Raw genomic sequence first — 24,980 nt, 5'->3', positions numbered from 1 at the left:
CGTCCCACCGTTGCCCCCTGCATCGCGGTCGTACCCAGAGTAGCGACGGAGGCGTGCGGAACTGCTTCCTCAGCCGCTTTCGCAACAGGCCCTAGGCGTTCGACGTTGCGGGCCCGCGCCTGCGGCACGATGCGTACCGCCCGCACCACGGTGAACACCGCGAGCGCCGCGAGGATCAGACCGGCTATGAGCAGTCCCGGCACGTCCATGACTCACTCCCGGGGGTAGACGACGGCGGTGGCGCCGTCGATCTCCATGACATCGACGGTCGCCCCCGGAGGTATCACCAGCGTCTCGTCGTAGGCGCGGGCCGTCCACTCCTCGCCACCGATGCGGACCCTGCCGCCCAGGCCTGTCACTTCCGACACGACATGGGCGGGGCGGCCCACCAGCGCGTCCGTGCCGAAGCGCTCGGTCTGCGGCCCCCGCAGATGGCGCGCGGCGACGGGGCGCACGAACAACAGGCTGGTCGCGGCCAGAGCGGTGAACACCACGAGCTGCAAGGGTGTCGAGAGCCCCAGGGCGGCGGCTCCCGCCGTGACGGCCGCGGCGACGCCGAGGATCCCGAGCGCGGCGGTGAGGGTGAAGATCTCCGCCACCGCCAGCACCCCTGCGGCGATCAACCAGACCAGCCATGGATCCATGGCGCTCTCCCTGCGGATGCGACTCCGTGGAGGACTGAAAAAGTGCACCTTTTGTCGTTTCTACCCCTCCTTGCGGAGTGGCACGCTCGGGCAGTGGTTTCTCCTCTTCCTGTGTCAGTTCTGGCGGTGTTCGGGAGCGGGGGCGTCAGCGCGGTGCATCGCGTGCCGCCCGGTGGGGCGCGCGAGGGGGTGGCGGGGGTCGGTCGCGCGGGTGATCGCGGTCTCGACGGCGGTGATGCGGTCGGCGAGCAGGCCCAGGGCGGCGACCGCTCGGGCGAGGGGGTCGTCCCCGGAACCGCCGATCGCCAGGGTGCGTGTGTACGCGCCGGTCACCTCGGCCCACCGGGCGGCCTGTGCCGGGGTGAGGTTGCCGCGGAGCCCGGCGAGCTTGAGGAGGTTGGCCTCGGCTTCGGTGGTGAGGGTCTGGGCCTCGGCGGTGTAGTGGTCGTCGACGACGGCGGCGAGTTCGGTGTCGTTCATGGCGGGCGAGATGCGGGCCGCGATCTTGTTCATCGTGCGGTACGAGCCCTGGAGCCGGAACGGCGGTTCGGTCCGTGCCGCGTCGGCGGTGGCGGCCGAGGCGATGTACGCCTCGTTGACGGCGAGGACCGTTTCGCGGGCGGCGAGGAGGTGGCGGAGGACGGCGAGGACCCGGTCGAGTTCGGCGGGGACGTAGGGGTGGACGAGCCGGTCGCGTCGGGCCGTCGGGTCGCCGGCCGCCAGCCGGGTCAGGAGCTCCAGGTCGGAGCGCTCGCGGCCGGCGAGCGGGGCGAGGACGGGGTGGGAGGTGAGGGCGTTCTCGACGAAGCTGAAAGCGAAGGCACCCTCCTTGCCGGTCAGCACGTCGCCGAGGTTCCACACGTCGGCCCGGTTGGCGAGCATGTCGGGGACGCGGAAGGCCTGCCCTGACTCGGTGTAGGGGTTTCCCGCCATGCAGACGGCGAAGCGCTTGCCGCGCAGGTCGTGCCCGTTCAGGGTCCGGGTGGCGTCGCAGAGCGGGATGAACTTCTGCAGGAACTCCGGCGAGCAGTGCTGGATGTCGTCCACGTACAGCAGGACGTTGCTGCCCGCCGCCAGGGCGAAGGCGATCTTCTCCAGTTCCCGGCGGGCGGTGGCATCGGGGGCCTCGGCGGGGTCGAGGGAGACCGTCCGCTGCCCGACAGCAGGCCCGTCGACCTTGACGAGGAGCAGGCCGAGGCGTTCGGCGACGTACTCGATCAGTGTGGTCTTGCCGTAGCCGGGCGGGGAGAGGAGCAGCAGCAGGCCCTGGGAGTCGCTCCGCCTGGCGTCTCCGGCCGCGCCGAGCTGTTTGGCGAGGTTGTCGCCGATCAGGGGGAGGTAGACCTCGTCGACGAGCCGGTTGCGGACGAAGGACGACATGACCCGGGGCCGGTACTCGGCAAGGCGGAGGAGGTCGCGTTCGGTGGCGACAAGCCGAGCCCTGCGCTCCTGGTACGCACGGAAGGCGGGCACGTCGGTGGCGGCGAAATCCCGCGTCCTGGCCAGGAACTCGTCGAGGCGCAGCGCCAGCGCGCGTCCCTCCACGCGGGGGTGGCTGCCCAGCAGCCCGGTGACCGTCTCCGAGGTGGGGGTGGCGATCTCGTAGCGGTCGAGGTCCGGGCAGAGCTCGACCGCGACGGCCTCGGCGAGCACGCCTTCGTCGAACCGTTCCCCGGACGCCGACGTGTAGGAGGTGAGCCAGGCCTCGACGAGCTGGCGCCGCGCGCGCGGCTCCGTGAGGGAGGCGAGGGCGTCGTCGTAGGCGCTGGTGCCGACGGCGCGGCGGAACGTGTCGAGCAGGGTTCGCGCGGCGTCCGAGACGGCGAAGCCCGCCGGCGCGGTAGTGAGTTCCTCGACCAGGTACGCGGCGGCCACCAGGTCGCCGATCTCCTCGGCCAGCTCGTCCCGCAGGCCGTCGAGGGCGGACTCCGCGCCGAAGAGGTCACGGGCCTGGGTCAGGGCGTCCGCCCGGCGGGTCCACTGCTCGCGGGCGTCGGCGGTGGCGACGTGGGCCCAGAAGATCTGGGCGGCCGCGCGTGCCGGAGCCGGGTACCTGAGCAGCCCGATCCGTTCGTGCAGCCGGAGGACGGCCTCCAGGATCACCACCGCGTCGTGGTCGTGGACGCCGCGCTCGTACCCCTCGTCGTACGCGGTCTCGGCGGCCCGCCGCGCGAGCGCGGCCAGGTCCTCGCCCGCCAGGCTGCCGGGGCCGTGCTCGGCCAGGAGGCGTGCGGCCAGATATTCGGCCCGGTAGACCTCCGGCGACTCTGAGGGCAGGGTCCGGTCCCAGAAGGGACGGGTGTCGGCGAACTCCGGGTCGGTGACCGGCACGCGGTAGTCGGTTCCGGTCAGGGTGAGGGCGAGGGTGTCCCCGTGCGGTACGAGGGTGAGTTCGGGGGCCTGCCGGTTGACGGCGAAGCGGTGTCGGCCGAGCCGGATCGTGGCGCCGCCGTCGGCGAACAGCTCGGTACGGTCCCGCAGCGCCCGTCCGGCTTCCTGCCGGGCAGCGCCGAGGCGGCCCTCCAGTTCCTCCGCCCGTGTCTCGTCGCCGAGTTCCCTCAGCTCGGCGCCGGTGCGCCGGACCTTGGCGACCATGGGGTCGGAGGCGAAGTACGTGTTCACCTCGTCCAGGTCGGCCAGGGCCACGGCTCGCCGGGCGATCGCTTCCAGGACGCGCTCGGCCGATGCCGCGAGGTGCTCGGCGCGGCGGGCACGGGCGTCCTGGAGGGACTGCCTGCGCGCGGTGAAGGCGTCGTACATCTCGGCGCGTCTGTCGGCGATCTCGCCGAGGAAACCGTCGTGCTCGGCGAAGCGGGACTCCAGGTTCTCCAACTGGAGCAGCAGCCGGCCGAGCTGGTCGTCGCAGTGGTCCGGGGTGTCGGCGGCGGCCAGCGCGCCGGTGACGGCCTGGCCGAGCAGGGCGAACTCAGCGGCGAACTCCGCCCGGCCCTCCTGGTCGAGGAGTTCGGCGCGACGGGCGGCGAGGAGGGCCCGGACGCGGTTCAGCGCGCCCAGGACGTCGGCGATCCGTTCCAGGATCGAGGTGCGGACGGTGGCGTCGCCGATGTCGAGGCCGGCGATGATCTCGCTGAGGGTCCGCAGGCCGGCGGTGTGCGTGTCGATCCGGTCGGCGACCGGGCCCGTGCCCGCCACGGTGGTGACGGCGCCGGCCTCTGTCGCGAGCCGTTCCGCCTCGGTGTGGTGGGCGGTGAAGGCGTCCTCGCGCTGGAGGAAGGCGACGGCCCGCTGGGCGACCGTGGCGATGTCGGCCTCGACGTCCCCGGCGAGGGCGTCGATGGCGGCCGTGTCGGCGTACCGCATGTCCTTCAGGGTCACCAGGTGGCCCTGTGCCCGGCGGAGCTCGGTGATCCGGGAGATCCACTCCTCCGCCGTGGCGGGCGCCTCGCCCCGGACGCGCCGTACCAGTCGGCCGACCTGCTGGGCGGACTCGGCGAAAGCCTCTGCCGCCTGCCGGGTGAGTGTGGTCACGGTCTCGAACTCGTCGAGGACCTGCGCGGCGGTGGCCCGGAGTTCGGTCAGCGGGGTGCGCAGGTCGCCGGTCTCCGGGTCTCCCAGCCAGTGGTGGACGTCGCCCGCGCGCACACAGGCGGCGACGAGTGCCTCGTAGACCTCGCCGGCGGGGGTCAGCTCGGTGGCCTGACGTGCGATCGACAGGCAGTCGGCGATCCCGCGGACGAGATCCGCGTTGCCGATGCGGGCGAGCGGGCCGTCCACCGAACGGGTCACGTGCGTGTCGGAGAGGTACGGGGTCCGCCAGATCTGGACCGGGTGAACCCGGCCGGGCTCGCCGGACCCGTCCCTCAGGACGACCATCGTCCCGTCGTCGAGCAGCGCGTATCCGCGGCAGGAGACGGGATGGGTGATCTCCTTGCGGATCAGGTTGTACGGGAGGAGAAGGCCGCGGCGCTCCGGCCGCGTGTGGAAGGCGAAGAGGATGTCCTCTCCGTTGGGCGAACGGATCAGCCGGTCGAAGACAAGACCCGAGGTATCGGTGTCGAAGGTCTTCACCGCACCGGAGGCCAGGCAGTAGCCACCGGGGAACACGACCCCCTCGTCCCCGGGCAGCCGCAGACACGCCTGACCGATGCCGTCGAGCCTGACCACGCTCCCGGTCAGAGCGTTGAAGACGAGGTGGCGGACGGCCTCCTCCTTGTACGGGCGGACGCGCACCAGGATCAGGGCGCCCACGACCGCGTACGCGACCTCGGCGTCCGCCAGCGCCTGGAGCGGCTCGACGACCGGCTCGGCGTACACACCCTCGGCCGTCTCGGCGTCGTTCTCCGTCTTGACCGTCAGCGTCCCGCCGACCGTGGTGACGAAGAGACGGCCGTCGAGCGAGATGTGCGGGTGCCGCCCTTGTACGTGGTCGTCGCGGGTCGTCTCCACCCAGTCCACGTCGTGCGAGGGAGGGACGACATGGTCGCGTTCTCCCTGGGCGTCCAGGAAGCGTGTCTCGCCGGACGGCTCGATCGACCAGCGCAGGACGCGGAGGTCGTCGGCCTTCTCCCCGGTCCGGAAGACGGCGAGGAGCCGGCCCTCCACGCGCCTCAGCCGCAGCAGGCGCGCGCCTCGGAAGTACCGGTGCAGCGCCGAGAACTCCCGTACGAAGCCGGGGTCGTCGAGGAGTCCGGGCACCGCGTCCTCGGACAGCGGCTTCAGGTCGCGGTCGTGCAGGGTGAAGACGTCGGCGACCGACGGCTCGGCGCTCCCCGCGGAGGCCGGGTGGCAGCCGAACAGGAGGACGTCGTCCCCGACGGCGGCGACGTCCAGCAGTACGCCGGCGCGCTCGGTGCGGATGCGTGCGGTGCCGGTGAGATCGAGCCCGCCGGCACCGAAGGCGGCGGTACGGGAGGTGTTGAGCGCGTCGGCGCGCCTGGCCAGTTCCGTCGCCTGCGCCGAGAGACGGTCGCGCAGCACCGCGTACGTGTCCTGGTCGATTCCGGTGCTCATGTCGATCCGCTCCTTGTCCCGTGATGGATGCGGGCCCGGCGCCGACAACCCCCGTATGCCGGCACCGGACCCGCTATGACCGCTCCCCCCGGGGCGGTCAGCTCGTGGCCGCGCCGTTCAGCGCGGCAGGGTCGGCCGAAGTCGCGGCGGCCGGTCCGGGGGCGTGCGCGTCGAGCACACCGGACTTCATGACCTTCGCGAGCAGCGCCGAGACGCTGAGGTTCTGAACATCACCCGTGGACAGCGAGCCGAGCACCTTGGTCAGGTCCTCGGTGAAGGAACCCTCGCCGTTCAGCCACGGGCCGGCCAGCGCCTGCGCGGTCCGGGAGTGGTCCATGAAGCCGTCGACGGACTTCCCGAGCGCGATCGACTGCACCAGGCGGTCGAAGAAGGCGGACTCCCCGCCGACGATGTTGATGTCGGCGCTCTCCAGGCCTGTGGCGAGGACGGTGGCCTGCGCCTCGGCGACCTGCCGCTGCACGTCGAGGCCGGCGAGCCGGATCTCCTTCTCCGCCTCCAGGCGCAGCCGGTACTCCTCATGGGTGCGGGAGGCCTCGTCGAGCGCGGCCATCGCCGCCGCCTTCTCCGTCAGACCGGCTGCCTCGGCCTTCAGCTTCTCGCCGATCGCGGTCGCCTCGGCCAGCGCCTTCTCTCGTGTACCGACCGCCTCGGCACGCAGTCGTGCCTCCGTGGCCTCCGCCTCGGCACGGCCGGTCTTCTCGATCGCGTCGGCCTCCTTCTCCCGTACCTGCGCGGCAGCGAGTCCCTCGGCGGCGGCCTCGGCCTGTACGCCCTCGGCGAGGCGGATCTTGGCACGGGCGTCCATGTCGGCGGCCTTGTTGCGGGCCTCGGCCAGGGTGAGTTCCTCGGCGGCCCGGTGCACCGCCGCCTGCTCGGCCGCCTCGGCCGCCTTGATGTCCTTGACCAGCTTCTCCTGCGCCTCCGCCTCGGCCGCGATGACGACGGCCTGCCGGGTCCGCTCGGCTTCCTCGACCGTACGCAGCCGCTTGATGGACTCCTCCTGCTCGGCGACCGTACGGTCCACCGCCACCCGCTCCCGGATCACCTCGGCGATGTCCCTGCGCTCCGACTCGACCTCCTTCTGGGCGGAGATGCGGGTCAGTTCGGTCTCCCGGTCGCGGGCGATGACCTCCAGGAGGCGGTCCTTCTCGATCCGCTCGTTCTCCACGGCGATGACCCGCTCGCGGTTCTTCTGCGCCACCGCCACCTCGCGGGCCTGGTTCTCCCGCTGGATCCCGAGCTGCTCCTCCGTCTTCAGGAAGGCGCTCTGCGCCCGCAGCCGCTCCTCCTCCACCACCCGCGCCGTCTCGGCCTCCTCACGGGCCCGTACGGTGTCGATCTCGCGCTTCTGCTTGATCTCCGCGTCGGCCTGGCGCCGCTCCAGCTCCAGGATCGCCTCACGGGCGTCGACGTTCTGCCGGGTGATCTCCTTCTGCTCGTGCTGGCGGAACTCGTTGGTGCGGACGTTCTCGACAGCTGTCAGTTCGGTGATCTTCCGGATGCCCTGGGCGTCCAGGATGTTGCCGGGGTCGAGCTGGGTGAGCGGGGTCTGCTCCAGGTAGTCGATGGCCGCGTCCTCCAGGCTGTAGCCGTTGAGGTCGATGCCGATGATCTCGATGATCCGGAACCGCAGCTCCTCACGCTTGGTGTACAGGTCGGTGAAGTCGAGCTGCTTGCCGACCGTCTTGAGCGCCTCGGAGAACTTGGCGTTGAACAGCTCCTGCAATGTCTCTTTGTCGCTGGCCCGGGCGGTCCCGATGGCCTGGGCGACCTTGATGACGTCCTCGACCGTCTTGTTGACCCGGACGAAGAACGAGATCCGGATGTCGGCGCGGATGTTGTCCCGGCAGATCAGACCGTCGCGGCCCGTCCGGGAGATCTCGATGGTCTTCACCGAGATGTCCATGATCTCGGCCTTGTGCAGCACGGGCAGGACGACCTGCCCGGTGAAGGTGACGTCGACCTTCCGCATCTTGGAGACGATCAGCGCCTTACCCTGCTCCACCTTGCGGAACAGCCGACTGACCACGAAGAGCAGCGTGAGAACGATGAGCAGGACAACGGCGACGAGCACGCCGATGCCCGTGGTGATGGCATCCATGAGAGAACCCCGTGTCGATGGAGGAAGCGGGAGCCGCACGTTCGGGCGGCGTTGGGGAAGGGCGAGCGGGGGCCGTCGACCTGGCGGCAGCACCGGACGGCGCGCACTCCCGGAACGACGGCTACCTGCGTCGCCGCGTGCGCGCAGCGGCGCGGTGGTGCCCGAAGGCGGCGGCTCGGTCCCGTTCGGGCGGCCCCGCCAGACCGGTGACGTCCTGCCGGAACGGCCCGGGTTCGTCGGGGAACAACTTCGCAAGCGGCGCCACGAGGCGCCGTGTGGCCCACCACGAGGCGATGGGAGGAAGCACCAGCAGGGCGAGCGAGAGCAGAGCGGACAACGGGCGGGGCACATCGGAAAGGCCGAGGAGTACGGATCCGCTGACGCTCAGGACCCAGCCGGCCACGACGAACACGGAGGCCGCCACCGAGACGGGCAGCCGGCCGAGACGCAGCCCCACCGCGTCCACGTCGCCGTCGAAGCTCCTCCGTTCCACCGCTCCGAGCAGCACCAGCAGCCAGAACACCGCCACGGCGACCAGGGCCGCACTGAAGGACAACGAGGGGAACCCGAAGGCGGCGCTCAGGAACTCTTCCACGGCCCTCTCCCCCCTGACATCACGGTTTCCGTCTCCCGGCATCAGGACCACGCCCGTGCCTTCCCGTGGAGCCATCCTGCTGGAGGATCGCGGCTTTGGCATTGCCGTAACCAGGCAGTCTTTGACGCCTTCTTGATGCCGGTTGCGAACCCCGCAGGACGGCGTGCCAGTCTTGGCCCGCGCGTCAGGAACTCGTCGCAGACGCGTCAGGAAGCGGGGAGGGACCGTGGCGGAGAGGGAACCGGTCGAGGGGTACCTGGAGGGGTACGCCGAGATTCTGACGGGTGTGTGCGAGACCCGCCGCAGGCTCACCCCGGAGGAGCGCGCTGCCCTCCGCGCTCTCGGAGTGCGGGCCGCTGAAGCCGGCATCGGGCTGCGGGACCTCGTCCGAGCCCACCTCTCCGCCGCACAGCGGGTACGCCCCGGGCTGCCGAGGGCAGCCGCCGACCACCTCCTGTCCGCCGTGGAGCAGGCCGTCGACGCCTTCGCCGAGGGACACGAGCGGGCGCAGCACCTGGCGATGCGTCAGGAAGAAGCCGCGCGGCGGGAGTTCATCGACGACCTCCTGTACGGCCGGAGCGACCTCGGCAGGCTGGCCGAGCGCGCCGAACGATTCGGGCTGCTCCTGTCCCACGCCCACGCCGTGGCCGTCGCACAGGGACGGGAACCGTACGGTGACGGCTACGAGGTCACCCGTACCGTCGAGTCCTCGCTCACCGCCCGCTTCGGCAACCGCCGCATCCTGCTCACCACCAAGGACGGGCGGCTGATCTGCGTCGCCCCGGCGGACGAACCCGACGTGCTCGCCCACTTCGCCAAACAGGCGTACGCCGCCACGGACGGCGGCCAGGTGGCGATCGGGCGCGCGCACCCGGGCGCGGGCGGCGTCGTCCACTCCTACGAGGAAGCCCTCAACGCCCTGGACCTCGCCGCTCGCATGAACATCGACGAGCCGGTCCTGCACGCCGCCGACCTCCTCGTCTACCCGGTCCTCACCCGCGACCGGCAGGCCATGGCCGACCTGGTCCGCACCGTCCTCGGCCCGTTGCAACAGGCACGAGGAGGCGCGAAGCCCCTCCTGAACACCCTCACGGAGTACTTCGACACCGGCTGCGTCACCGCCCGGGCGGCCCGCCGCCTCAACCTCAGCGTGCGGGCCATGACGTACCGCCTCGACCGCATCCACCGCCTGACCGGCGCCGACCCCGGCGATCCCGTCCAGCGCTACACGCTCCAGACCGCCGTCGTCGGCGCCAGACTCCTGGACTGGCCCGACCAGCCCCTGTGATCACGGGGCTGGCGCCGCCGGGGCAGTGTCAGGGGGCGAGGGTGGTGGGGGTGGGGAGGTGGGGCAGGGCTCATGACCGTACGACGGGACCGGTGAAGTACTGCGCGTCCTTCGGGCGGGCGGGGTCGTGTGGGGCCGGGTGGGGGGACTGGGTGAGGTGGGGGATGTACTTCGAGCAGTGGATGTACGCCTCCTCGACGCTCAGGTGCACCCACAGCTCGGGGCCGCGCCCCGGGGCGGCGTCGGAGGGCAGTTCGGGGTGGAGCGAGCGCAGGGTCGTGTCGGTGTACAGGCGGGCCACGCCGTTCACGTGCAGGCCGATGCGGTCGTGGGTGAAGTCCACGAAGAGCATGCCGAGATGAGGGTTCTCGCTCATGTTGCCGGCGCTGGCGAGTACGCCGTTCCCCCGGAACTCCGGGTAGGCCAGGGTGTGTTCGTCGATGACGTGGACGAATCCCGGCGGGCCCGCACGGAAGCTGGCATCGCACTCGCCCCGTGAGTCCGAGGTCGCGAGGAAGACCATGGACTGGCGGCCGATGAACTCCCGCATGTGAGGCGTGAGGCAGGGCCGCACCTGCTGGTCGTAGAACCGGTGGGCGCGGTCGGCGGTGCCCAGCTGCTGCTGCAGAAGGTGCTCGCCTGCTGAACCGAAGGGCGTCGGGTGCGAAGACACGGGGTTTTCTCCTGGCAGGGAGGGAGGGAGGGAGGGGGAGGGTGGGAGGGCAGGCGGGGCTCAGGTGGCGGCCAGGGCCGAGGTGTCGAACGGGTCGTGGTGGATGCGCTCCGGCGACGTGCCGGTGAGCGTGAGCGTCTGCGTGGCGGACGTGACCATCGGGGTCGGACCGCTGAGGAAGACGTCGTGCTGGTACCACGGCCCGTACTCGGCGAGCACCTGCGGCAGGGACCCCCGGATCCCGGGGATGTACTCGTCGGAGACCGCGCCCCTGACCGTCAGCCAGTGATGCCGCTGGGCCATGCGCAGCATGTCGTCCACCCCGTACAGCTCGGCGCCGGTGCGGGCGCCGATGAAGAGGTTCACCTGGTGCCGGCCGCCGCGCCGGGCGACCTCCTCGATGAGCGCGCGGATGGGGGCGAGACCGGTGCCGCCCGCCACCAGGAGCAGGTCGTTGTGGACGGCCACGTCGAGCACCATGTCGCCCATGGGCGCGCCCAGCCGGACCACGTCGCCCGGGGCCGCGTGGTGCACCAGGGCGTTGCTGACCGTGCCACCGGGCACGGCCCGTACGTGGAAGGTGAGGGTGCCGTCCTCGCGGGGCGCGTTGGCGGGGGAGTAGGAGCGCCACTGCTTCGGGTACCAGGGGGTCTCGACACTGACGTACTGGCCGGCTGCATGCTCGTAGGGCATGTGGGGTCGCACGGTGACCGCGGCGATGCCGGGCCCGCAGGGGACGCGGTGCACGATCGTGGCGGGCCAGACGGCGGGGCGCGACTGCGCGTCCTGCTCGGCCGCGCCGATCATGACGTCGGCGACCACTCCGTACGCCTTGGTCCACGCGGCGGCCATCTCCTGGGTCCAGGCGGATCCGGCGTAGCGGGCGAGGGAGGCGAGGAGGCATTCGCCGACGGCGGGGAAGTGGTCGCGCAGCGCGCCGAACTTGCGGTGGTCACGACCGAGGTGTCCGCAGAAGCGGACCAGGTTCTCGGGGTCGTCGACCAGGTCGACGATCCGCAGCAGCGCGCGCAGCAGGCGTCCGCGCTGGGCGTCCATCCCCGGCGGGAACAACGGCCGCACCTGGGGGTAGCGGGCGAAGAGGATCGCGTAGAAGTAGACCGTCATGTCCGCGACCACCGGCTCGACCACCGTCGCGGAGGCACGGACGAGCTCGATCTCGTACGCCGAGAGGGGCGGCTCCGCGGCCTCCGGCTCAAGGGGGTGGTACTCGGCGGGTCCGGGGTCCAGGTCCTCCGGGGAGGCGGGAACGGGCGTGCTGCCTGAGCGTCTGATCCGGAGCCTCAAGGGACCAGAGCTCCGTCTCCCGGTATTCGGGACGGCCGGAGCCGGGCGGGCCGCAGGGTGGCCGCGCCGGCGGATCGGCGGCCCCGACGGGCACGACGGGAGGGGACTTCACTGGCAGGCATGGGTCCTCTAGACGGGACGGGAGCATCGAAGCGGACTAAACAGCTCCGGACGCTACCCGATCACGGAGGTGACTCAGAAGTAGCCTGGGGATATGGGGAAGGGACGACCTGTTCCACCCCGAACGGGCACATCTTGTGGACTTGCCCCCCTTCCGGCGCCGTCCGCGCATCGGACGGCGCGTATGAGAAATTCACGACAGATACGTGAATGCTTGGCTACCGTGCCTCCGCCTCCGGGCCGGATACTCGATGCGAACGTGGTGTCAAGTCGAGGAAAACTCGTGCGGAGTATGGGCGAACCCGGGACCGTGCACCTGTGGTCCCTGCGAGAAGACGTCGCCATCGAGCGGGAGGACGACGGTGGCCTGCTGCTCGTCGGACCCTGGGGCGACGAGCGCATCGGTGACGCGCATCCGGTGCTGCGCGAGGCCCTCTACCGGATGGAGCTCGGGCCCGTCCTGCTGAGCAACATCGAGTCCGCGCCCGGCAGCCCGCCGCTCGGCGCCGGCCTGTACCTGGTCCTCCTCCCCGCTCTGCGGCGGCTGTCCCATCTGACCGTGCGCACGCTGGGACTCGCGGACCTGCGCGGCCCGCTCCTCTCGGTGCTCCCGCTCACCAGGCCCGCGGTGTTCGTGCTGCCCCGGCTGGGGGAGACGGAACCGGTCCGGCTGCACCGGGGCGCGACCCTGCTCCTGGAGGCCAAGGGCTTCCGCCTGGAGCGGGGCGGCGCGCGGCACCGGGTGCTGCTGCACCGGCCCGAGCCGATGTGGGTGGTCGCCATGCTGGCCGTCGCCGTCACGCCCGAGGCGGTGGCGCGCGCCCTGCCCCTGCCGCGGACGGTGACGAGGGAGATCCTGGAGTACCTGGCGGCGGCGGGCATGCTCGTACGGGGGAGTGGGAGTGGCGGGCGCGACGCCCCCTAGGCCGTCAGAGCAGCCAGTCCGCGTCCTGTGCGATCTTGATGGCGTCCACGCGGTTGCGCGCGTTCAGCTTGGTCACCACGGACGTCAGGTAGTTGCGGACCGTGCCGAGCGAGAGTCCGAGTCCGCCCGCGATCTCGATGGGCTCGAGGCCCTCGGCGGCGAGCCGCAGCACCTCCGTCTCCCGTGCGGTCAGCGGGCTCTGCGAACTGCTCCACGCGGAGAGCGCCAGCTGGGAGTTGATCACCCGGCGGCCGGCGGCCACGCTCCGTACCGCCTCGGCCAGTTCGTGCGGCGGGGCGTCCTTGAGCAGGAAGCCGGCGACCTGGGCGGCGAGGGCGCGGCGGAGTGCCCCGGGGCGGCCCAGACTGGTGAGGATGAGGGTCCGGCACTCCGGGAGCTGCTCGCGCAGAGCGGCGGCGGCCGTGAGTCCGTCGGTGCCCGGCAAGTCGATGTCGATGATGGCGACGTCCGGGCGGTGCTCGAGGGCGCAGGGCACGATCTGGTCGCCGCGTTCGAGTTCGCAGACCACCTCCAGGTCGTCCTCCAGGTCCAGCAGGGCCACGAGTGCTCCGCGCACCATGTTCATGTCCTCGGCCAGCAGGATGCGGATCGGCATGATGAATGTCCTTTCCGGCCGGGTCTCGGCCGTCGGCGGCTCGCGGGACAGGGTGGGGGGTGCGTCAGATGGCCGGGTCGCTGCGGGGGCACGGGCCTTCGTCGGGGGCGGCGAGGCGCGGGCGGAAGCGGGCCGGCGCCTCGGCCGTCAGGCTGAAGGTTCCCGCGCCGCGGGTGACCGTGAGCTTGCCGGAGACCGTACGGAGCCGTGCCCTGAGGTTGCCGAGGCCGCTGCCGCTGTCCGGTGAAGCGTCCCGGTAGTCGGGATCCACACCGTCGTTCACCACGGTGAGCCGGACCCAGCCGTCCTCCTCGACGGCCTCGAGGGTGCAGGTGCCGACGCGGGAGTGGCGCAGCAGATTCGTTACTGCTTCGCGGAGCACGGCGGCGAGCACGGAGTCCACCTGCTGGTCGAGGCCGCTCAGCCGGAGGTCGGTGCGCACGTCGACGTCGGCGGCCTGGAGCAGGGACCGGGCCGCTCCCAGCTCCTGTTCGAGGGACATGCGGCGCAGCCCGCTGGAGACGGACCGGACGTCGGCGAGCGACTGCCGGGAGATGGTGAGGACTTCGCTCACCTCGTCCATCGCGCGTTCCGGGTGGGTGGGGATGAGACGGTGGATGAGCTCGCTCTTCAGCGTGATCGCGGAGAGGCTGTAGCCGAGGAGGTCGTGCAGGTCCCGGGCGAAGCGGAGCCGTTCCTTGGTGACGGCCATGCCGGCGAGCTGGCCCCGCGTCTCGTGCAGGGCCTGGACGAGTTCGGTCATGCGGGACAGGCCGAAGACGACGAGTCCGGTCAGCAGCGTGGAGAGGCAGAGGTAGACGGTCTCCTGGAGGGACAGCCCGTCCAGGGTCGGCGGTACGAGCATGGTGAGCCCCACGAGGCCGTACGCGGGCCAGGCCCACCGGCCGGGCAGGAGCAGCAGCAGGGAACCGGCGAGGAAGCCCGCCATCGCCCCCCACTGGGAATGGAACACCGCGATCGGGAGATACGTGAGGAGGGCCTGCGCCGACAGGGTCGCCGCCCACTGCCGCACCGGGGCCCGGCGCGCGCCCGGCAGCGAATGGCGCAGCTGGAGAAGGAAGATGAGGAGCAGGCAGACGACGGACGCGATCAGCTGGGGGAGTCCGAGCCGCTCGCCCGCGAGGTTCAGCGCCGTCACACTCAGATAGCCGAGGAGGGCGACCGTGAGCACGGTGCGGGCCAGCCGGGGGGCGGGCAGGTCATGGACGTCGGGCGGTGACGCCATGGTGTCGCCCGCCGCCGGTAACCCGTCCTGGTGTGCGTGGTGCTCGTCGTGACGTGGCATTCGTTCGTCCGCCCGTTGTTGCCCTGTCCGTGTCCTCTGATGCTCCCGTGGTGCGGGTATGCGGAGCGAGTGTATGTGTTCCACGCGAACACCGGAGCGACAAAGAGCGGCTAGACGAACAGCGGAACGGGGTTCAACTCCTCGTAGGGAGTGGGGGTGGTGAGCCTGCCGAGGGCGACGGGGGTGTCGAAGAGGCGGCCGGGGGCGAACCTGGCCCAGAAGTGCCGGAGCCCGGGGACGACGACCTTGACCACGGGCAGCTCGAGATCGGGCCGCGTCTGGTCGAGGACGAGGAGCTCAAGGCCCCGCTCCCGTACGGTCTCCGTGATCGTCGCGACGTCGTCGCGGAGGTCGGTGGTGGGCCGGTACGTCCAGGAGTCCGGGCCGCGCGGCGGCAGACCGGGGCCGGGTGCCAGGTACGGCCGGCCGGCCCGGGTGGCGTGCCGCCACCAGTCGAGCGCGTCGGGGTCGTCGATCCGGTAGCCGGTGCCCTCAGGTGTCACCTCGGCGACCAGGGGCAGCAGTTGGCCCATCTCGGTGAGTGCCCGGCGCAGGGCGACCCGGGGGTCGAAGTGGGCGCCGAAGCCGAAGAGGACGTCCTCGCCCGGCTTGTCGGTGCGCCGGGACAGGGCCGCGACCACCGGGATGCCGAGGTCCGTGGTGAGGTCCAGGGCCCACACCTCCCGGCGCAGGGCGCCGTAGCCGTCGATCAGCCGGGCGAGGTACGGCTCCGCGAACGCGTCGAGGTCGAGCGCCGGTTGCCGGGTGCGGTTGTACCACCACAGTGCCACCGCGTCGCGCTCGACCAGCTCCAGGAAGCCCTGGACGAGGGCGTCCTCGGGGCTGCTGCCGGCGGCGTTGCCGTTGGAGTCGGCGCACAGGCCGTCCGGTGACGGCTCCTCGCTGAAGTACAGCATCGACGTGGGCAGCAGCCGCTGGGTCCCCTCGGTGAGCGACCACACGGGCGTCCAGTCGGTGGGCCGGGTCTCGTCGAAGGGCGGCGGAACGTACTGGAGGCTGGAGCCGCGGGCGTTCCAGCCGTTCCGGTCGCGCAGCTGCCGCTCGTGGTAGAGCTGGCTTGCGTTGGGGTGGACTGCGGCGGGGCCGAGCCCGCGGTAGGTGTCGCGCACCACCGGTTCGTCGCCCTGCCGGGTCCCGCTGTAGCGCTCCACCGCCTCGCCGAGCGCGCTGACCCTGGCCTCCGTCTCCGTGAGTCCCTTGCCGCCGCTGAGGGCACGCAGCCCGGCGCGCAGGCCGGTGAGGGTCGGGCTGCGCATGGCCAGGTTCTGGCCGGACAGGTAGGCGTGCACGAAGTCGGGGCTGCCCGGGGCGCTGCGGATCTCCTTGACGATCCCGGTGACGGGGTCGACCAGGGGCCCGTAGCGCTCCAGCATCCGTTCGGGGGTGAGCGCCCGGTGGCCGTTGAGGTCCTCCGCCGTCTTGGGGCGGGACCGCGGGACGAACGGGCGGGACGCACGCGAGGCCACGAGGCCCGGGTCGCCGCACACCGCGCACTGCGGCAGCCGGACGACGGGGTGGGCCGAGCCGTGCGACCGGAGCGTGTCATGGACGTACACGGAGTCCTGGGCCTCGTGGCGCAGGCCCGCGAGCCATTTCGCGGCCTCCATGACCGCCAGGTGCACGGTGAGGGCCCGGCCCGCCGGGAGCGTCGCCTGCGGACGGGGCGGCGGGCCCGCCAGACCGAGGGCGCGCCGCAGCGGCTCCTCGGAGCGGCGGTGCCCTCGCAGCCGGTGGGCGAGACAGTGCCAGCAGGGCCCTTCGTACGGCCGGATCAGCGGGCCGACCCAGCCGGCGGTGGAGCCCACACCGGCGAGGAGCCAGGGCCGGCGGGCCGCGCGGTGGGCGGCGTCGATCTCGTGCAGGTGCGGGGACAGGTAGTCGTCGCAGACCACGAGCGTGAGGTCGGCGTCCGCGCCGGAGCGCGCGAGGCCGAGCCCGGAGGCCCGGCAGGCCTCGCGCACCTCATCGGCGTCGACGCCGCCGACCGCGACGACGTGCACGGCGCTCCGCGCCAGTGCGGCGCAGACCCGGGCGCCGTCGAGCCCGGCCAGGTCCCAGTACGCCTCGGCGGCGGGATCCGGCCGGTGGGGGTCGGCCGGGGGGTTTGCCGGTACGGGCTCCGCGGGGGCGGGGCGCAGGGTCAGGAGGCCGGAGGACTCCAGGGCCCGCAGTGCCTGGACCGCCTCGTCCGTGGTGAGTGAGGCCGAGGCCTCCCGCAGGACGTCGGCCGGGCTGCGGGTTCCGTCGAGCAGCGGTGCCAGCACCTCCGCGGGGTCACCGTGGAGCGCGGTGACCCCGCGGTGCGAGACGAGGTACACGGCCTCGCCGGGAACGACGGTGGCCCGCAGATGACTCCGGAAGCCGAGCCGTGTCCGGGCGGCGGAGGTGCCGCCGCCTTCCTCGTCGACCATGTCGGCCCCGTCTTCGGTGTCTAGGCGGCCGGAAGGGGAGCGTCGCCGCCGACGGCGGGAGCCGCGACGATGCAGATGCTCAGCAGTGCGGCGCCCTGGTGGTCGGGCATGGCGTCGAGGTCCTCGATCACGAGACGGCGCACGGCGGGCCGATGTGCGCCTGCGGTGGTCGGCTCGCCGAAGCGGGTGGGTGTGGCAACGGCGATCGTCATGTCTTCCACTCTCCAAGTCTTTGTCGACCAATTTCCGGGGTAATTCTGCACCGGAGGAGCCGGAACGGAACAGTGTGGGAATCACTGTGCGGGTGTGAACTTCTCATGGCGGCACACGTGTTCCATGGTTCACACGCGCCCTACAATCGGAAATGCGGGTTCCGAATGGATTGCGGAATTCCGTATCGCTCGCGGGGGGCCGTGAACGCCCCAAGTAGGCCTTACGGATGGCCGATCCGTGGCTTGACCACATGAATTCACCAGCCTCCGGCATATGAATCCTTCATCCCCGAGCCGTGAGATTCAGAGATACCTCCTGACGTGGGAATCGCTTACAGTGGCCGGGGCGGGAAGACCCGTCCGAAACGTTCCGAACGGTGGGAGATGGGGCATGACCGGTGAGGAACTCCTAGTTGTTCTCTCTGCCGTCGGACACCCGCAGCGCCTCCGGATCGTCGCCGAGCTGGCCAAGGACCGCCGGTACGTCAGCGAGCTCGCCCGGTGCCTGGTGATCTCACGGCCCCTGCTCTACATGCACCTGGAGCGGCTGGAAAAGGCCGGCATCGTGGTCGGCACCCTCGAACTCTCCGAGGACGGCAAGGCGTTGCGCTATTTCGAGCTCGTCCCCTTCGACGTACGGCTGAACGTGGCCGGGGTCCTGGCCGCCGTACAGGGCGACGCCTCGCTGCGGGGCGAGTACGCCCTCGCGTCAGAGGGCGGTCAGTGACGCGTCAGCGGCTGCACCGAGCATGAACCGACGTGCCCGGTCCGGACGTGGGGACGGTCTTGGGGAACGGCCCGTCGTCCGCGCGCACCGACCACCTACACGTCGCGGAGATTCGGGGGCCCTCACCGTGCAACGTATCCACTTCTCCAGCGCGGACCTGGCACGCACCCGGCTGAGGACCAGCGCCGGACCGCTCGTCGAGACGGCGTTCGCGGCGGTCCTCCTCGGCCGCGGCGTCGGCGCTCCGTACGCGGGCTGGCGCAGACAGGTGAGCAAACGGCTGCCCCCGCCCCGGCCCGGGCAGGGGCCCGGCGCCGAGGCCGACGAACTGGTCCGGCGCGCCCTGGAGTACGGCGGTGAGGACGGCGTCCGCGCGACGCCCGCAGGCGCAACGGCGACCCCGGGCCCGGCGACGCCACCCCGGCTCCGCGGTTCCGCCGGGACTGCGCCCGGGCCCGACCTGCCCGACATCTGGCGCGCCGCCGTCGCCCCCTACTGGGACAAGGTCCTGGAGTACCTGGAGGCCGACTGCGAGGCGCGCGGCCGGGCCGTGATGGCCGGCGGGGTGGAACAGCTGCTCTCCACGGCCCACCCCCGGATCACCTGGACGTCACCCGTCCTCGAGATCCCCGGCGGCCCCGAAGGCGATGTCGTGCTCGGCGGCCGGGGCCTGGTGCTCGCCCCTTCCGTCTTCCTCAACCACCGGCCGGGACAGCTCATCTGGCCCCAGGACGGCAGCGGCCGGCCGACCCTCGTGGTCGCCGCCCCGCCGCGGGCCCACGAGGCCGAGGTGCTGTGGGCGGAGCCCGACGAGACCACCGAGGCGCTCGGCGCGCTGGTCGGCCAGACCCGGGCGGCGGCCCTCCGGGTGCTGCGTGCCGCCTGCACCACCACCGAACTGGCGGACCGGCTCGGCATCTCGCCGGCCGGAGCCAGCCAGCACGCCGCCGTACTGCGGCGCACCGGCCTCATCACCAGCCGCAGGGTCCGCAACTCGATGCTGCACTCGGTGTCCCCGCTCGGCCTCGCCCTGCTCGACGGCCGGCCGGCCCGTCCTGCGAGCGGCCCGCGGGGCGTCCGGCGCGAGCCGCTCACCCGCGGCGCCGTGCTGCCCGCCGTGCCCGCCGTGCCCGCCGTCTGAGTCGGGGACCGACCACTCCGCCGTACGCGCGAACCCGCCGGGCCGGGTGAGCGCCGGGCGGGTTCGTCGTACGGCAGGTGTCAGGCGGCGGTCCGGGGAAGCCGGGGTCAGGCGGCGGACCAGGAGCGGAACTGCCGCAGACCGTAGAGGAGCGGCGGACGTTCCTGCTCCTGCCGGATGGCGCGGGCCTCGCCGAAGACGGTGACGTGGTCGCCGGTCCGCTGAGTCAGGGTCACCTCGCAGTCGGCGATCGTGTGGGCGTCCCGGACCAGATGCGGCCCGGCCGCCTCCGGGGACCGCTCCCAGGGGACCAGCGCGAAGCGCTCCGGGTCCCCCGACGCGAACAGCTCGGCGGCCTCCCGCGCCCCCTCGTGCAGCAGGTTCACGGTGAACCGGCCGGTGTCGAGGACCGCCCGGAGGGTGGGACTGCCGGCGCGCAGGCACACCAGCAGGGTCGGCGGGTCCAGGGAGACGCTGCACAGCGAGGAGCAGGTCATTCCGCGCGGCGTGCCGTCGAGATCCGCGGAGGTGACGATGCACACGCCGGTGGGAAAGCCGCTCATCATGGTCCGGAATCCGCCGGCGGTGGCCTGCGGGGCGGGCGGGGTCCGGACGGCGGGATCGGTCATCGTCTGCTGCTTTCTGTCGTCGTGAGGGGAAGCGGCTCGGCACGTGGCGCGCGCTCCCCGCGGTCGAGGAGGTCGAGCAGCGGGCCCGTCATGGCCGTGGTCACCAGCGCCATCACCGTCAGGGCCAGCATCATCGCGGCGGACAGGATGCCCGCCGAGTAGCCGGCCTGGACGACGACGAGTTCGGTCAGGCCACGGGTGTTCATGAGGATGGCGATGCGGCCGGCCAGACGGGGCGGCCGGCCGTCGAGGCGGGCGCCGACGTAGGAGCCGACGCCCTTGCCGAGACAGGCCAGCGCGATGGTCCAGGCGATCAGCGTCCAGGACGCGGAGGGGGAGACGTCGTCGAGCAGGGCGATCCCCGACACCACGAAGAAGGTGGGGACGAGCGCGCGCCCGGTCCGCGACACGGCCGTGACCACCCGCGCCCAGGGCTCGGACCCGCCACCGGACCCGCGCCCGCCCCCGGACCCGCCACGAGAGGCGGCTCCGGCGGGTCGGACGGTTCCGGGTGCGGCCCCGGGCACGGCTCCGGGGACCGCGAAGCCGACCATGGCGGCGCCCAGGATCGCGGTCATGCCGAGGTCCTTCATGGTGAGCGCCACCGTTAGGGCGGCCGCGCCGAGGAGGACCGCGGCGAGGACGGGGAAGCGCCCGGCGCCGCGGCGCGCGGCCCCGGTGCGCAGCGCCCACCCCAGTACGGCCGCGCACACGAGACCCAGCGCGATCGCGCCGAGACAGCGCAGGAGCCCCGCGGTGTCGCCGGAGGCGAGGGCGACCGAGGCGGTGAACAGGAGCCACGCGATCGCGTCGATGACGATCGCGGAGGTCATCGCCACCCGGCCCGCCGTCGACCGGGACATCCCCCGCTCGTTGAGGATCCTGGCGAGCACGGGGACCGCCGTCACGGACATCGCCACCGAGACCATCAGGGCGAACGCCGGCAGCGGCGCGTTCCCGCGGGCGGCCGCGTCGTCCGTGAGCTGGACCCAGCCGACCAGGAGCAGACCCGTGAACAGCGGCGCGAGCAGGGCGCCCAGCGTCAGTGCCGTCGCGCCGCGCCGGTCCGGCCCGGCCGGCCCGGCCCGCAGTTCATGGGCCAGGCCGACCAGGTAGAACACGAGCCCCGCCTCGGCGACGAGGGCGACGAGGTGAAGCACGGGGCCGGGCAGCAGGGTGTCGAAGGCCGGCCGGCCCATCAGCGCGAGCGCGGCGGGACCGGCGAGCAGGCCCAGGGTCACCTCCCCGACGACCACCGGCTGCCGCAGCAGCCGCGCGGCCCACCTGCCCGCGTAGGCGATCACCGCCACCACGCCCAGGACCGCGACGGCGTGCGGAAGCCGTGGCCACAGGTTGAGGACGTCCATGACAGAGAGTCCTTTCCCGCCCGGGCCCCGTCAGCCCAGCTGGGTGAAGTAGTCGTAGGCCTTCGGCAGCACCTTGGTCAGACGCTCGGTCTTCTCCCTGATCAGCTCGAACTCCCGGCGCGCGGCGGCGCCGTCGGACAGGGAGAGCGCGGGCGAGGGCGCGAGGTCGATGCCGCCCATGCCGAGCAGGATGCACATGTACGAGTACGCCGGCAGGCCATGGTAGTGCGGGTAGATCGACTCGCTGTCGGGCAGCTGGACCTTCCACTTCTCGATCCGCTCGGCCAGCGAGTCCGGTATCGCGCGGGTCTTGGCGTCACGCCAGTACTGGGTGTCCGTGCGCTTGGCCGCCACGTAGTGCAGCACCAGGAACTCCCGTACCCCGTCCATGACGTGGGAGATGGCGTTGTTGTAGAGGTCGCGGTGGGCCGGGTTCCAGTCCTCGCCGGGGAAGTTCTTGGCGAGCTGCTCGATGGCGTGGTGGATGAAGAAGATGCCGGTCGACTCCAGCGGCTCCACGAACCCGCTGGACAGGCCGATGGCCACGCAGTTCTTCACCCACGAGTTCCTGCTGCGGCCGATCCGCATGCGGATGTGGTTCGCCTCGACGTCCGCCGCGGCCGGTCCCACGAACTCCCGCAGGGTGCGCTCGGCGTCCTCGGGGGACAGGTAGTCCTTGGCGTACACGTACCCGGTGCCGACCCGGCCGGTCAGCGGAATGGTCCAGATCCAGCCGGCGTCCTGGGCCGTCGCCGTCGTGCACGGCCGGATGCCGCGCCGCTCCATGTCCATGGGCACCTGGAGGGCGACCGCGCTGTCGTTGGGCAGCGTGTCCTGGTAGGAGATGAACGGCTCCTCCAGGGCCTGGTTGAGCAGCACGCCGCGGAAGCCGGTGCAGTCGACGTAGATGTCACCGGTGATGTCGCCGTGCTCCGCGGTCCGCACGGAGGAGATCCAGCCCCGCTCGTCGAGCTCGACCTTGGTCACGTCGTCGACGATGTGCCGCACGCCCCGCTCCACGGAGTAGCGGGTCAGGTACTTGGCCAGGAGTGCGGCCTCGAACTGGTAGGCGTAGGGGAACTGCGTCTTGCCCTGGTGCTCGGACATCGTCAGGCCCTGCATCTCGTTCCCGCCCTCGACGAAGGGCTGGTCGATGAGGGTGCCGTCCTGGTGCCGGGGGCTCAGTCCGGCGTCGATGACCGACGCCATGACGAAGCAGTCCTTGTCGAAGCGGTCGGTCGGCCCGTTCTTGAGCCACCAGTCGGTCAACGGGAAGCCGTTGACGGACCGCATCTGCTCGAACGGGTGGTAGAAGTAGTGTCCCGGCTCGCGCCAGTCCTCGAAGCGTACGGCCAGCTTGTACGTGGCGTTGCAGGCCGGCATCCAGTCCTTCTCCTTGAGTCCGAGGAACTCGAAGAAGTGACGGATGTCGCTGAACGTGGCCTCGCCGACACCGACCGCTCCGACGGTTCCCGATTCGACGAGGGTGATGTCGATTCGGTCTCCGAACGCGGCCTTGAAGTACGAGGCGGTCATCCAGCCGGCTGTTCCGCCGCCCACGATCACAACTCGGTTGAGCACGACGACTCCTTCGGTGGGAAGTTGGGGATGGCGCCACCGAAGAAGGACTCTAGGACGGGAACCAATCGAGTACGAGGTCTTTCAGTGCCCGCCGAATATCGCAGTTGAGACCAGTCGGACCGGCCGTACACGCCATGTAATTGACGAGATGTCAGTCACGTGTCAGGTATTCCCGGCACACTGCCGGGAACACTTCGAGGAGGCGGTGGGAACGCTCCGGGAAGGGTCGGGGGAAAGCTTCGGGAAACACCTGTAGGTTTTTTCTTTCAGGTGAAACCCGCAGGTGGCAGCGGGTCTCCGGTCATACTGGTGAGCGATGTCCCGACGAGCGAGGTGGTATTTCCCGACGCCGGTCGAACTCGCGCATGATGTGCCATGTCCGCGTGACGACATGGGGGTTCCCACGGTGGAAATCAATGTTCTCGGCCCGCTTTTCCTCTCGCACGAGGGGAAGCGGTACACGATGACCTCGCAGCGGGCGAGCGTCGTCGTCACGATGCTCGCGCTGTCCCCGGGAGTACCGGTCACCGCCGACCAGTTGGTGGACGAACTCTGGGCGGACCAGCCCATGGCCAACGCGCGCAACGCACTCCAGGCCAACGTCCGCAGACTCCGCAAACTGCTCCAGGCGGTCACGGGCCGGGACGGAGCCGAACTCCTGCGGACCGCGGGCAACGGATACCTCCTCGACACACCGGCCGACTCCGTGGACGCCCAGCGCTTCCTGGAACTCGCCGCCGCCGGCGCCCGACTGGCCGGAGCGGACCCCGCCCGCGCCATCGACACCCTGGAGGCCGCCCTCGACCTGTGGCGCGGCCCCGCCCTCATCGACACCTGCGAAGGCGTGCGCTGCCGGATCCAGGCGGCCCATCTGGAGGAACGCCGCATCACGGCCTACGAGGACCTCACCGCGGCCAAGCTCTCCGTCGACGCGGCCCGCGTGCCCGTCTCCGAACTGCGCCAGCTCGCCGACGAGCACTCCGGCCGGGAGCGGCTGAGCGAACTGCTGATGCTGGCGCTCTACCGCGACGGCCGCCAGGCCGAGGCGCTCGAGGTCTTCCACGGGGCGCGCCGCCGCCTCGCCGGCGACCTCGGACTCGAACCCGGCCGCGCCCTCCACCACGCCTACGAGGCGATCCTCCGGCAGGACGAGACGCTCGGCGAGCCGCGCCGTGTCCTGGCGCGCTCGGCCCCCGCACTGGCCTGATCCCCTCCCTCCCGCCGCCCCTCCGGGGCACCCCGCGGCCCCGCGCCGCCGACATGGACGGTGTCAGTCCCCCCTGTTAGCGTGGCGATCTCCCCGTGGTCGCCAGCCGGGGGGAACGTCCGCAGGGGCCGGCCACACACGGGGGACAGGTGAACGTCGAGTTACGCCACGCCAGAGTCGTGACGGCCATCGACCGCGCGGGGAGCATCTCGAAGGCCGCGGTCGAGCTGAGCCTCCCGCAGTCGAGCCTCACCGCGCAGCTGCGCCGCATCGAGAAGGCCGTCGGCGGCGAACTGTTCGTCAGGACCCGTTCCGGGGTGACTCCCACCCCGCTCGGTGAGCGGCTCATCCCCATGCTGGCCGACCTGACCCGGCAGGCCGATCTCGTGATCGCCGAGGCCGCCGCGTACACCTCGGACGTCTTCCGCTTCGGGAACACGGAATGGACGCCCCCGTCCCTGCGCGCCGTGCTCCAGGAGGCGCTGCCCGTCGCCGAGGTGCGGACCGAGACGCTCGACCCGGCCGCCGCCGTGGCGGCGGTGCGCGGCGGCGCGCTCGACGCGGCCCTGGTGACCGGCACGCCCGGGACCGCCGCGGCGGAATGCCTCGAACTCCCCCTGGCCGGCGCGGTCGTCGTACGGGAACCGGTCTGGCTCGCCGTACCCCCGAGGCACGCGCTGGCCGGCCGGAGCGTCGTCGACGTGCGGGACCTGGGGGGCCTGCGGTGGGTCCGGTACGCACGCGAGCACTGGTTCCACCCCATCGAGAAGCAGCTGTTCGCCAGGGTCGCCGGGGACGACCCGGAGGTGCTGCACCACGTCGACGGCCACCACGAGGCGATGAACTGGGTCCGCGACGCCGACGCGGCGGCCCTGACCACCCCCACCGGCGCGACCAGGGAGGTCGCCCTCGTGCCGATACGGGACACCGAGCGCACCGAACTGCTGCTCGTGTGGCGGGGCGACGCGCTCGCCGAGTCGATGCGGCGGGGCCTCCTCGGGACGGTCCGCCGCTACTACCGCGACTACGCGCGGACCATCCCCCAGTACTGGCCGTGGATCGTCGACCACCCGGGGGACTTCGCCGAGCTGGGCCCCTTCGACCCGGCCGCCCCGTGAG

The 24,980-nt window shown here is 71.8% G+C and carries 19 protein-coding genes and 1 pseudogene; 6 read left to right on the top strand and 14 right to left on the bottom strand.

The features are described from left to right. The 5 genes and pseudogenes from ABT034_RS29875 to ABT034_RS29855 form a co-directional block, all read right to left on the bottom strand. A pseudogene (locus ABT034_RS29875) lies at positions 1-209 on the bottom strand (hypothetical protein); the annotation flags it as partial. Positions 210-212: 3 nt separating this feature from the next. Next, entirely contained in the window at positions 213-644 is a 432-nt protein-coding gene (locus tag ABT034_RS29870; protein WP_351220192.1) for an NfeD family protein, read from the bottom strand. Between the two features lie 114 nt (positions 645-758). Continuing rightward, entirely contained in the window at positions 759-5,615 is a 4,857-nt protein-coding gene (locus tag ABT034_RS29865) for a DNA repair ATPase (RefSeq protein ID WP_351220191.1), read from the bottom strand. A 97-nt stretch (positions 5,616-5,712) separates the two neighbouring features. After that, a complete protein-coding gene (locus ABT034_RS29860) occupies positions 5,713-7,737 on the bottom strand; it encodes a flotillin family protein (RefSeq protein WP_351220190.1) in 2,025 nt (674 codons plus the stop codon). Positions 7,738-7,858: 121 nt separating this feature from the next. Further along, positions 7,859-8,332, bottom strand: a complete 474-nt coding sequence (locus ABT034_RS29855; protein ID WP_351220189.1) for a hypothetical protein — start codon at positions 8,330-8,332, stop codon at positions 7,859-7,861. 226 nt (positions 8,333-8,558) lie between these two features. On the opposite strand from ABT034_RS29855, the gene ABT034_RS29850 reads away from it, so the two are divergent. Next, entirely contained in the window at positions 8,559-9,620 is a 1,062-nt protein-coding gene (locus ABT034_RS29850; RefSeq protein ID WP_351220188.1) for a PucR family transcriptional regulator, read from the top strand. A gap of 70 nt (positions 9,621-9,690) precedes the next feature. On the opposite strand, the gene ABT034_RS29845 is transcribed toward ABT034_RS29850, so the two are convergent. Both ABT034_RS29845 and ABT034_RS29840 read right to left on the bottom strand, forming a co-directional pair. Continuing rightward, complete coding sequence (locus ABT034_RS29845) at positions 9,691-10,293, bottom strand: pyridoxamine 5'-phosphate oxidase family protein (protein ID WP_351220187.1); 603 nt, start codon at positions 10,291-10,293, stop codon at positions 9,691-9,693. A gap of 60 nt (positions 10,294-10,353) precedes the next feature. Continuing rightward, on the bottom strand, positions 10,354-11,598 hold the full coding sequence (locus ABT034_RS29840; protein ID WP_351220186.1) for a globin domain-containing protein: 1,245 nt from the start codon (positions 11,596-11,598) through the stop codon (positions 10,354-10,356). Between the two features lie 412 nt (positions 11,599-12,010). On the opposite strand from ABT034_RS29840, the gene ABT034_RS29835 reads away from it, so the two are divergent. Then, positions 12,011-12,643 (top strand): NADH oxidase, encoded by a 633-nt coding sequence (locus ABT034_RS29835; protein WP_351220185.1) that lies wholly within the window; start codon positions 12,011-12,013, stop codon positions 12,641-12,643. 4 nt (positions 12,644-12,647) lie between these two features. On the opposite strand, the gene ABT034_RS29830 is transcribed toward ABT034_RS29835, so the two are convergent. The 4 genes from ABT034_RS29830 to ABT034_RS29815 all read right to left on the bottom strand — a co-directional run bounded on the left by ABT034_RS29830 (position 12,648) and on the right by ABT034_RS29815 (position 17,209). Continuing rightward, a complete protein-coding gene (locus ABT034_RS29830; RefSeq protein WP_351220184.1) occupies positions 12,648-13,259 on the bottom strand; it encodes a response regulator transcription factor in 612 nt (203 codons plus the stop codon). Between the two features lie 64 nt (positions 13,260-13,323). Further along, entirely contained in the window at positions 13,324-14,565 is a 1,242-nt protein-coding gene (locus ABT034_RS29825) for a sensor histidine kinase (protein WP_502973084.1), read from the bottom strand. Between the two features lie 110 nt (positions 14,566-14,675). Further along, the gene (locus ABT034_RS29820; protein WP_351220183.1) at positions 14,676-16,997 is read right to left on the bottom strand and encodes a TOMM precursor leader peptide-binding protein; all 2,322 of its coding nucleotides are present in this window, start codon (positions 16,995-16,997) and stop codon (positions 14,676-14,678) included. A 20-nt stretch (positions 16,998-17,017) separates the two neighbouring features. Further along, positions 17,018-17,209, bottom strand: a complete 192-nt coding sequence (locus ABT034_RS29815) for a hypothetical protein (protein WP_351220182.1) — start codon at positions 17,207-17,209, stop codon at positions 17,018-17,020. Between the two features lie 391 nt (positions 17,210-17,600). Between ABT034_RS29815 and ABT034_RS29810 the strand changes: the two genes are divergently transcribed. After that, positions 17,601-17,936 carry an ArsR/SmtB family transcription factor gene (locus ABT034_RS29810; protein WP_073817704.1) on the top strand — a complete coding sequence of 112 codons (336 nt, stop codon included), beginning with the start codon at positions 17,601-17,603 and terminating at the stop codon, positions 17,934-17,936. A gap of 127 nt (positions 17,937-18,063) precedes the next feature. Next, complete coding sequence (locus ABT034_RS29805; protein ID WP_351220181.1) at positions 18,064-19,077, top strand: ArsR/SmtB family transcription factor; 1,014 nt, start codon at positions 18,064-18,066, stop codon at positions 19,075-19,077. 107 nt (positions 19,078-19,184) lie between these two features. Here the strand turns inward: ABT034_RS29805 and ABT034_RS29800 are convergent, their stop codons facing one another. The 3 genes from ABT034_RS29800 to ABT034_RS29790 are packed head-to-tail and all read right to left on the bottom strand — an operon-like array spanning position 19,185 to position 22,654. Further along, positions 19,185-19,706, bottom strand: coding sequence for a flavin reductase family protein (locus ABT034_RS29800; protein WP_351220180.1), 522 nt, complete (start codon positions 19,704-19,706; stop codon positions 19,185-19,187). After that, positions 19,703-21,073, bottom strand: coding sequence for a cation:proton antiporter (locus ABT034_RS29795; RefSeq protein ID WP_351220179.1), 1,371 nt, complete (start codon positions 21,071-21,073; stop codon positions 19,703-19,705). Before ABT034_RS29795 ends, ABT034_RS29800 begins: the two co-directional genes overlap by 4 nt. Before the next feature lie 30 nt (positions 21,074-21,103). Further along, positions 21,104-22,654, bottom strand: coding sequence for a tryptophan halogenase family protein (locus ABT034_RS29790; RefSeq protein WP_351220178.1), 1,551 nt, complete (start codon positions 22,652-22,654; stop codon positions 21,104-21,106). 463 nt (positions 22,655-23,117) lie between these two features. Between ABT034_RS29790 and ABT034_RS29785 the strand changes: the two genes are divergently transcribed. Next, entirely contained in the window at positions 23,118-23,861 is a 744-nt protein-coding gene (locus tag ABT034_RS29785; protein ID WP_351220177.1) for an AfsR/SARP family transcriptional regulator, read from the top strand. A gap of 95 nt (positions 23,862-23,956) precedes the next feature. Further along, positions 23,957-24,979: a LysR family transcriptional regulator gene (locus ABT034_RS29780; RefSeq protein ID WP_351220176.1), complete on the top strand. Its 1,023-nt coding sequence runs from the start codon at positions 23,957-23,959 to the stop codon at positions 24,977-24,979. Position 24,980: the final 1 nt, after the last annotated feature.

It is taken from the genome of Streptomyces sp. NPDC002773, from assembly GCF_040295605.1.
Lineage (GTDB): Bacteria > Actinomycetota > Actinomycetes > Streptomycetales > Streptomycetaceae > Streptomyces.
This window is presented reverse-complemented; position numbering and strand designations above follow the sequence as displayed.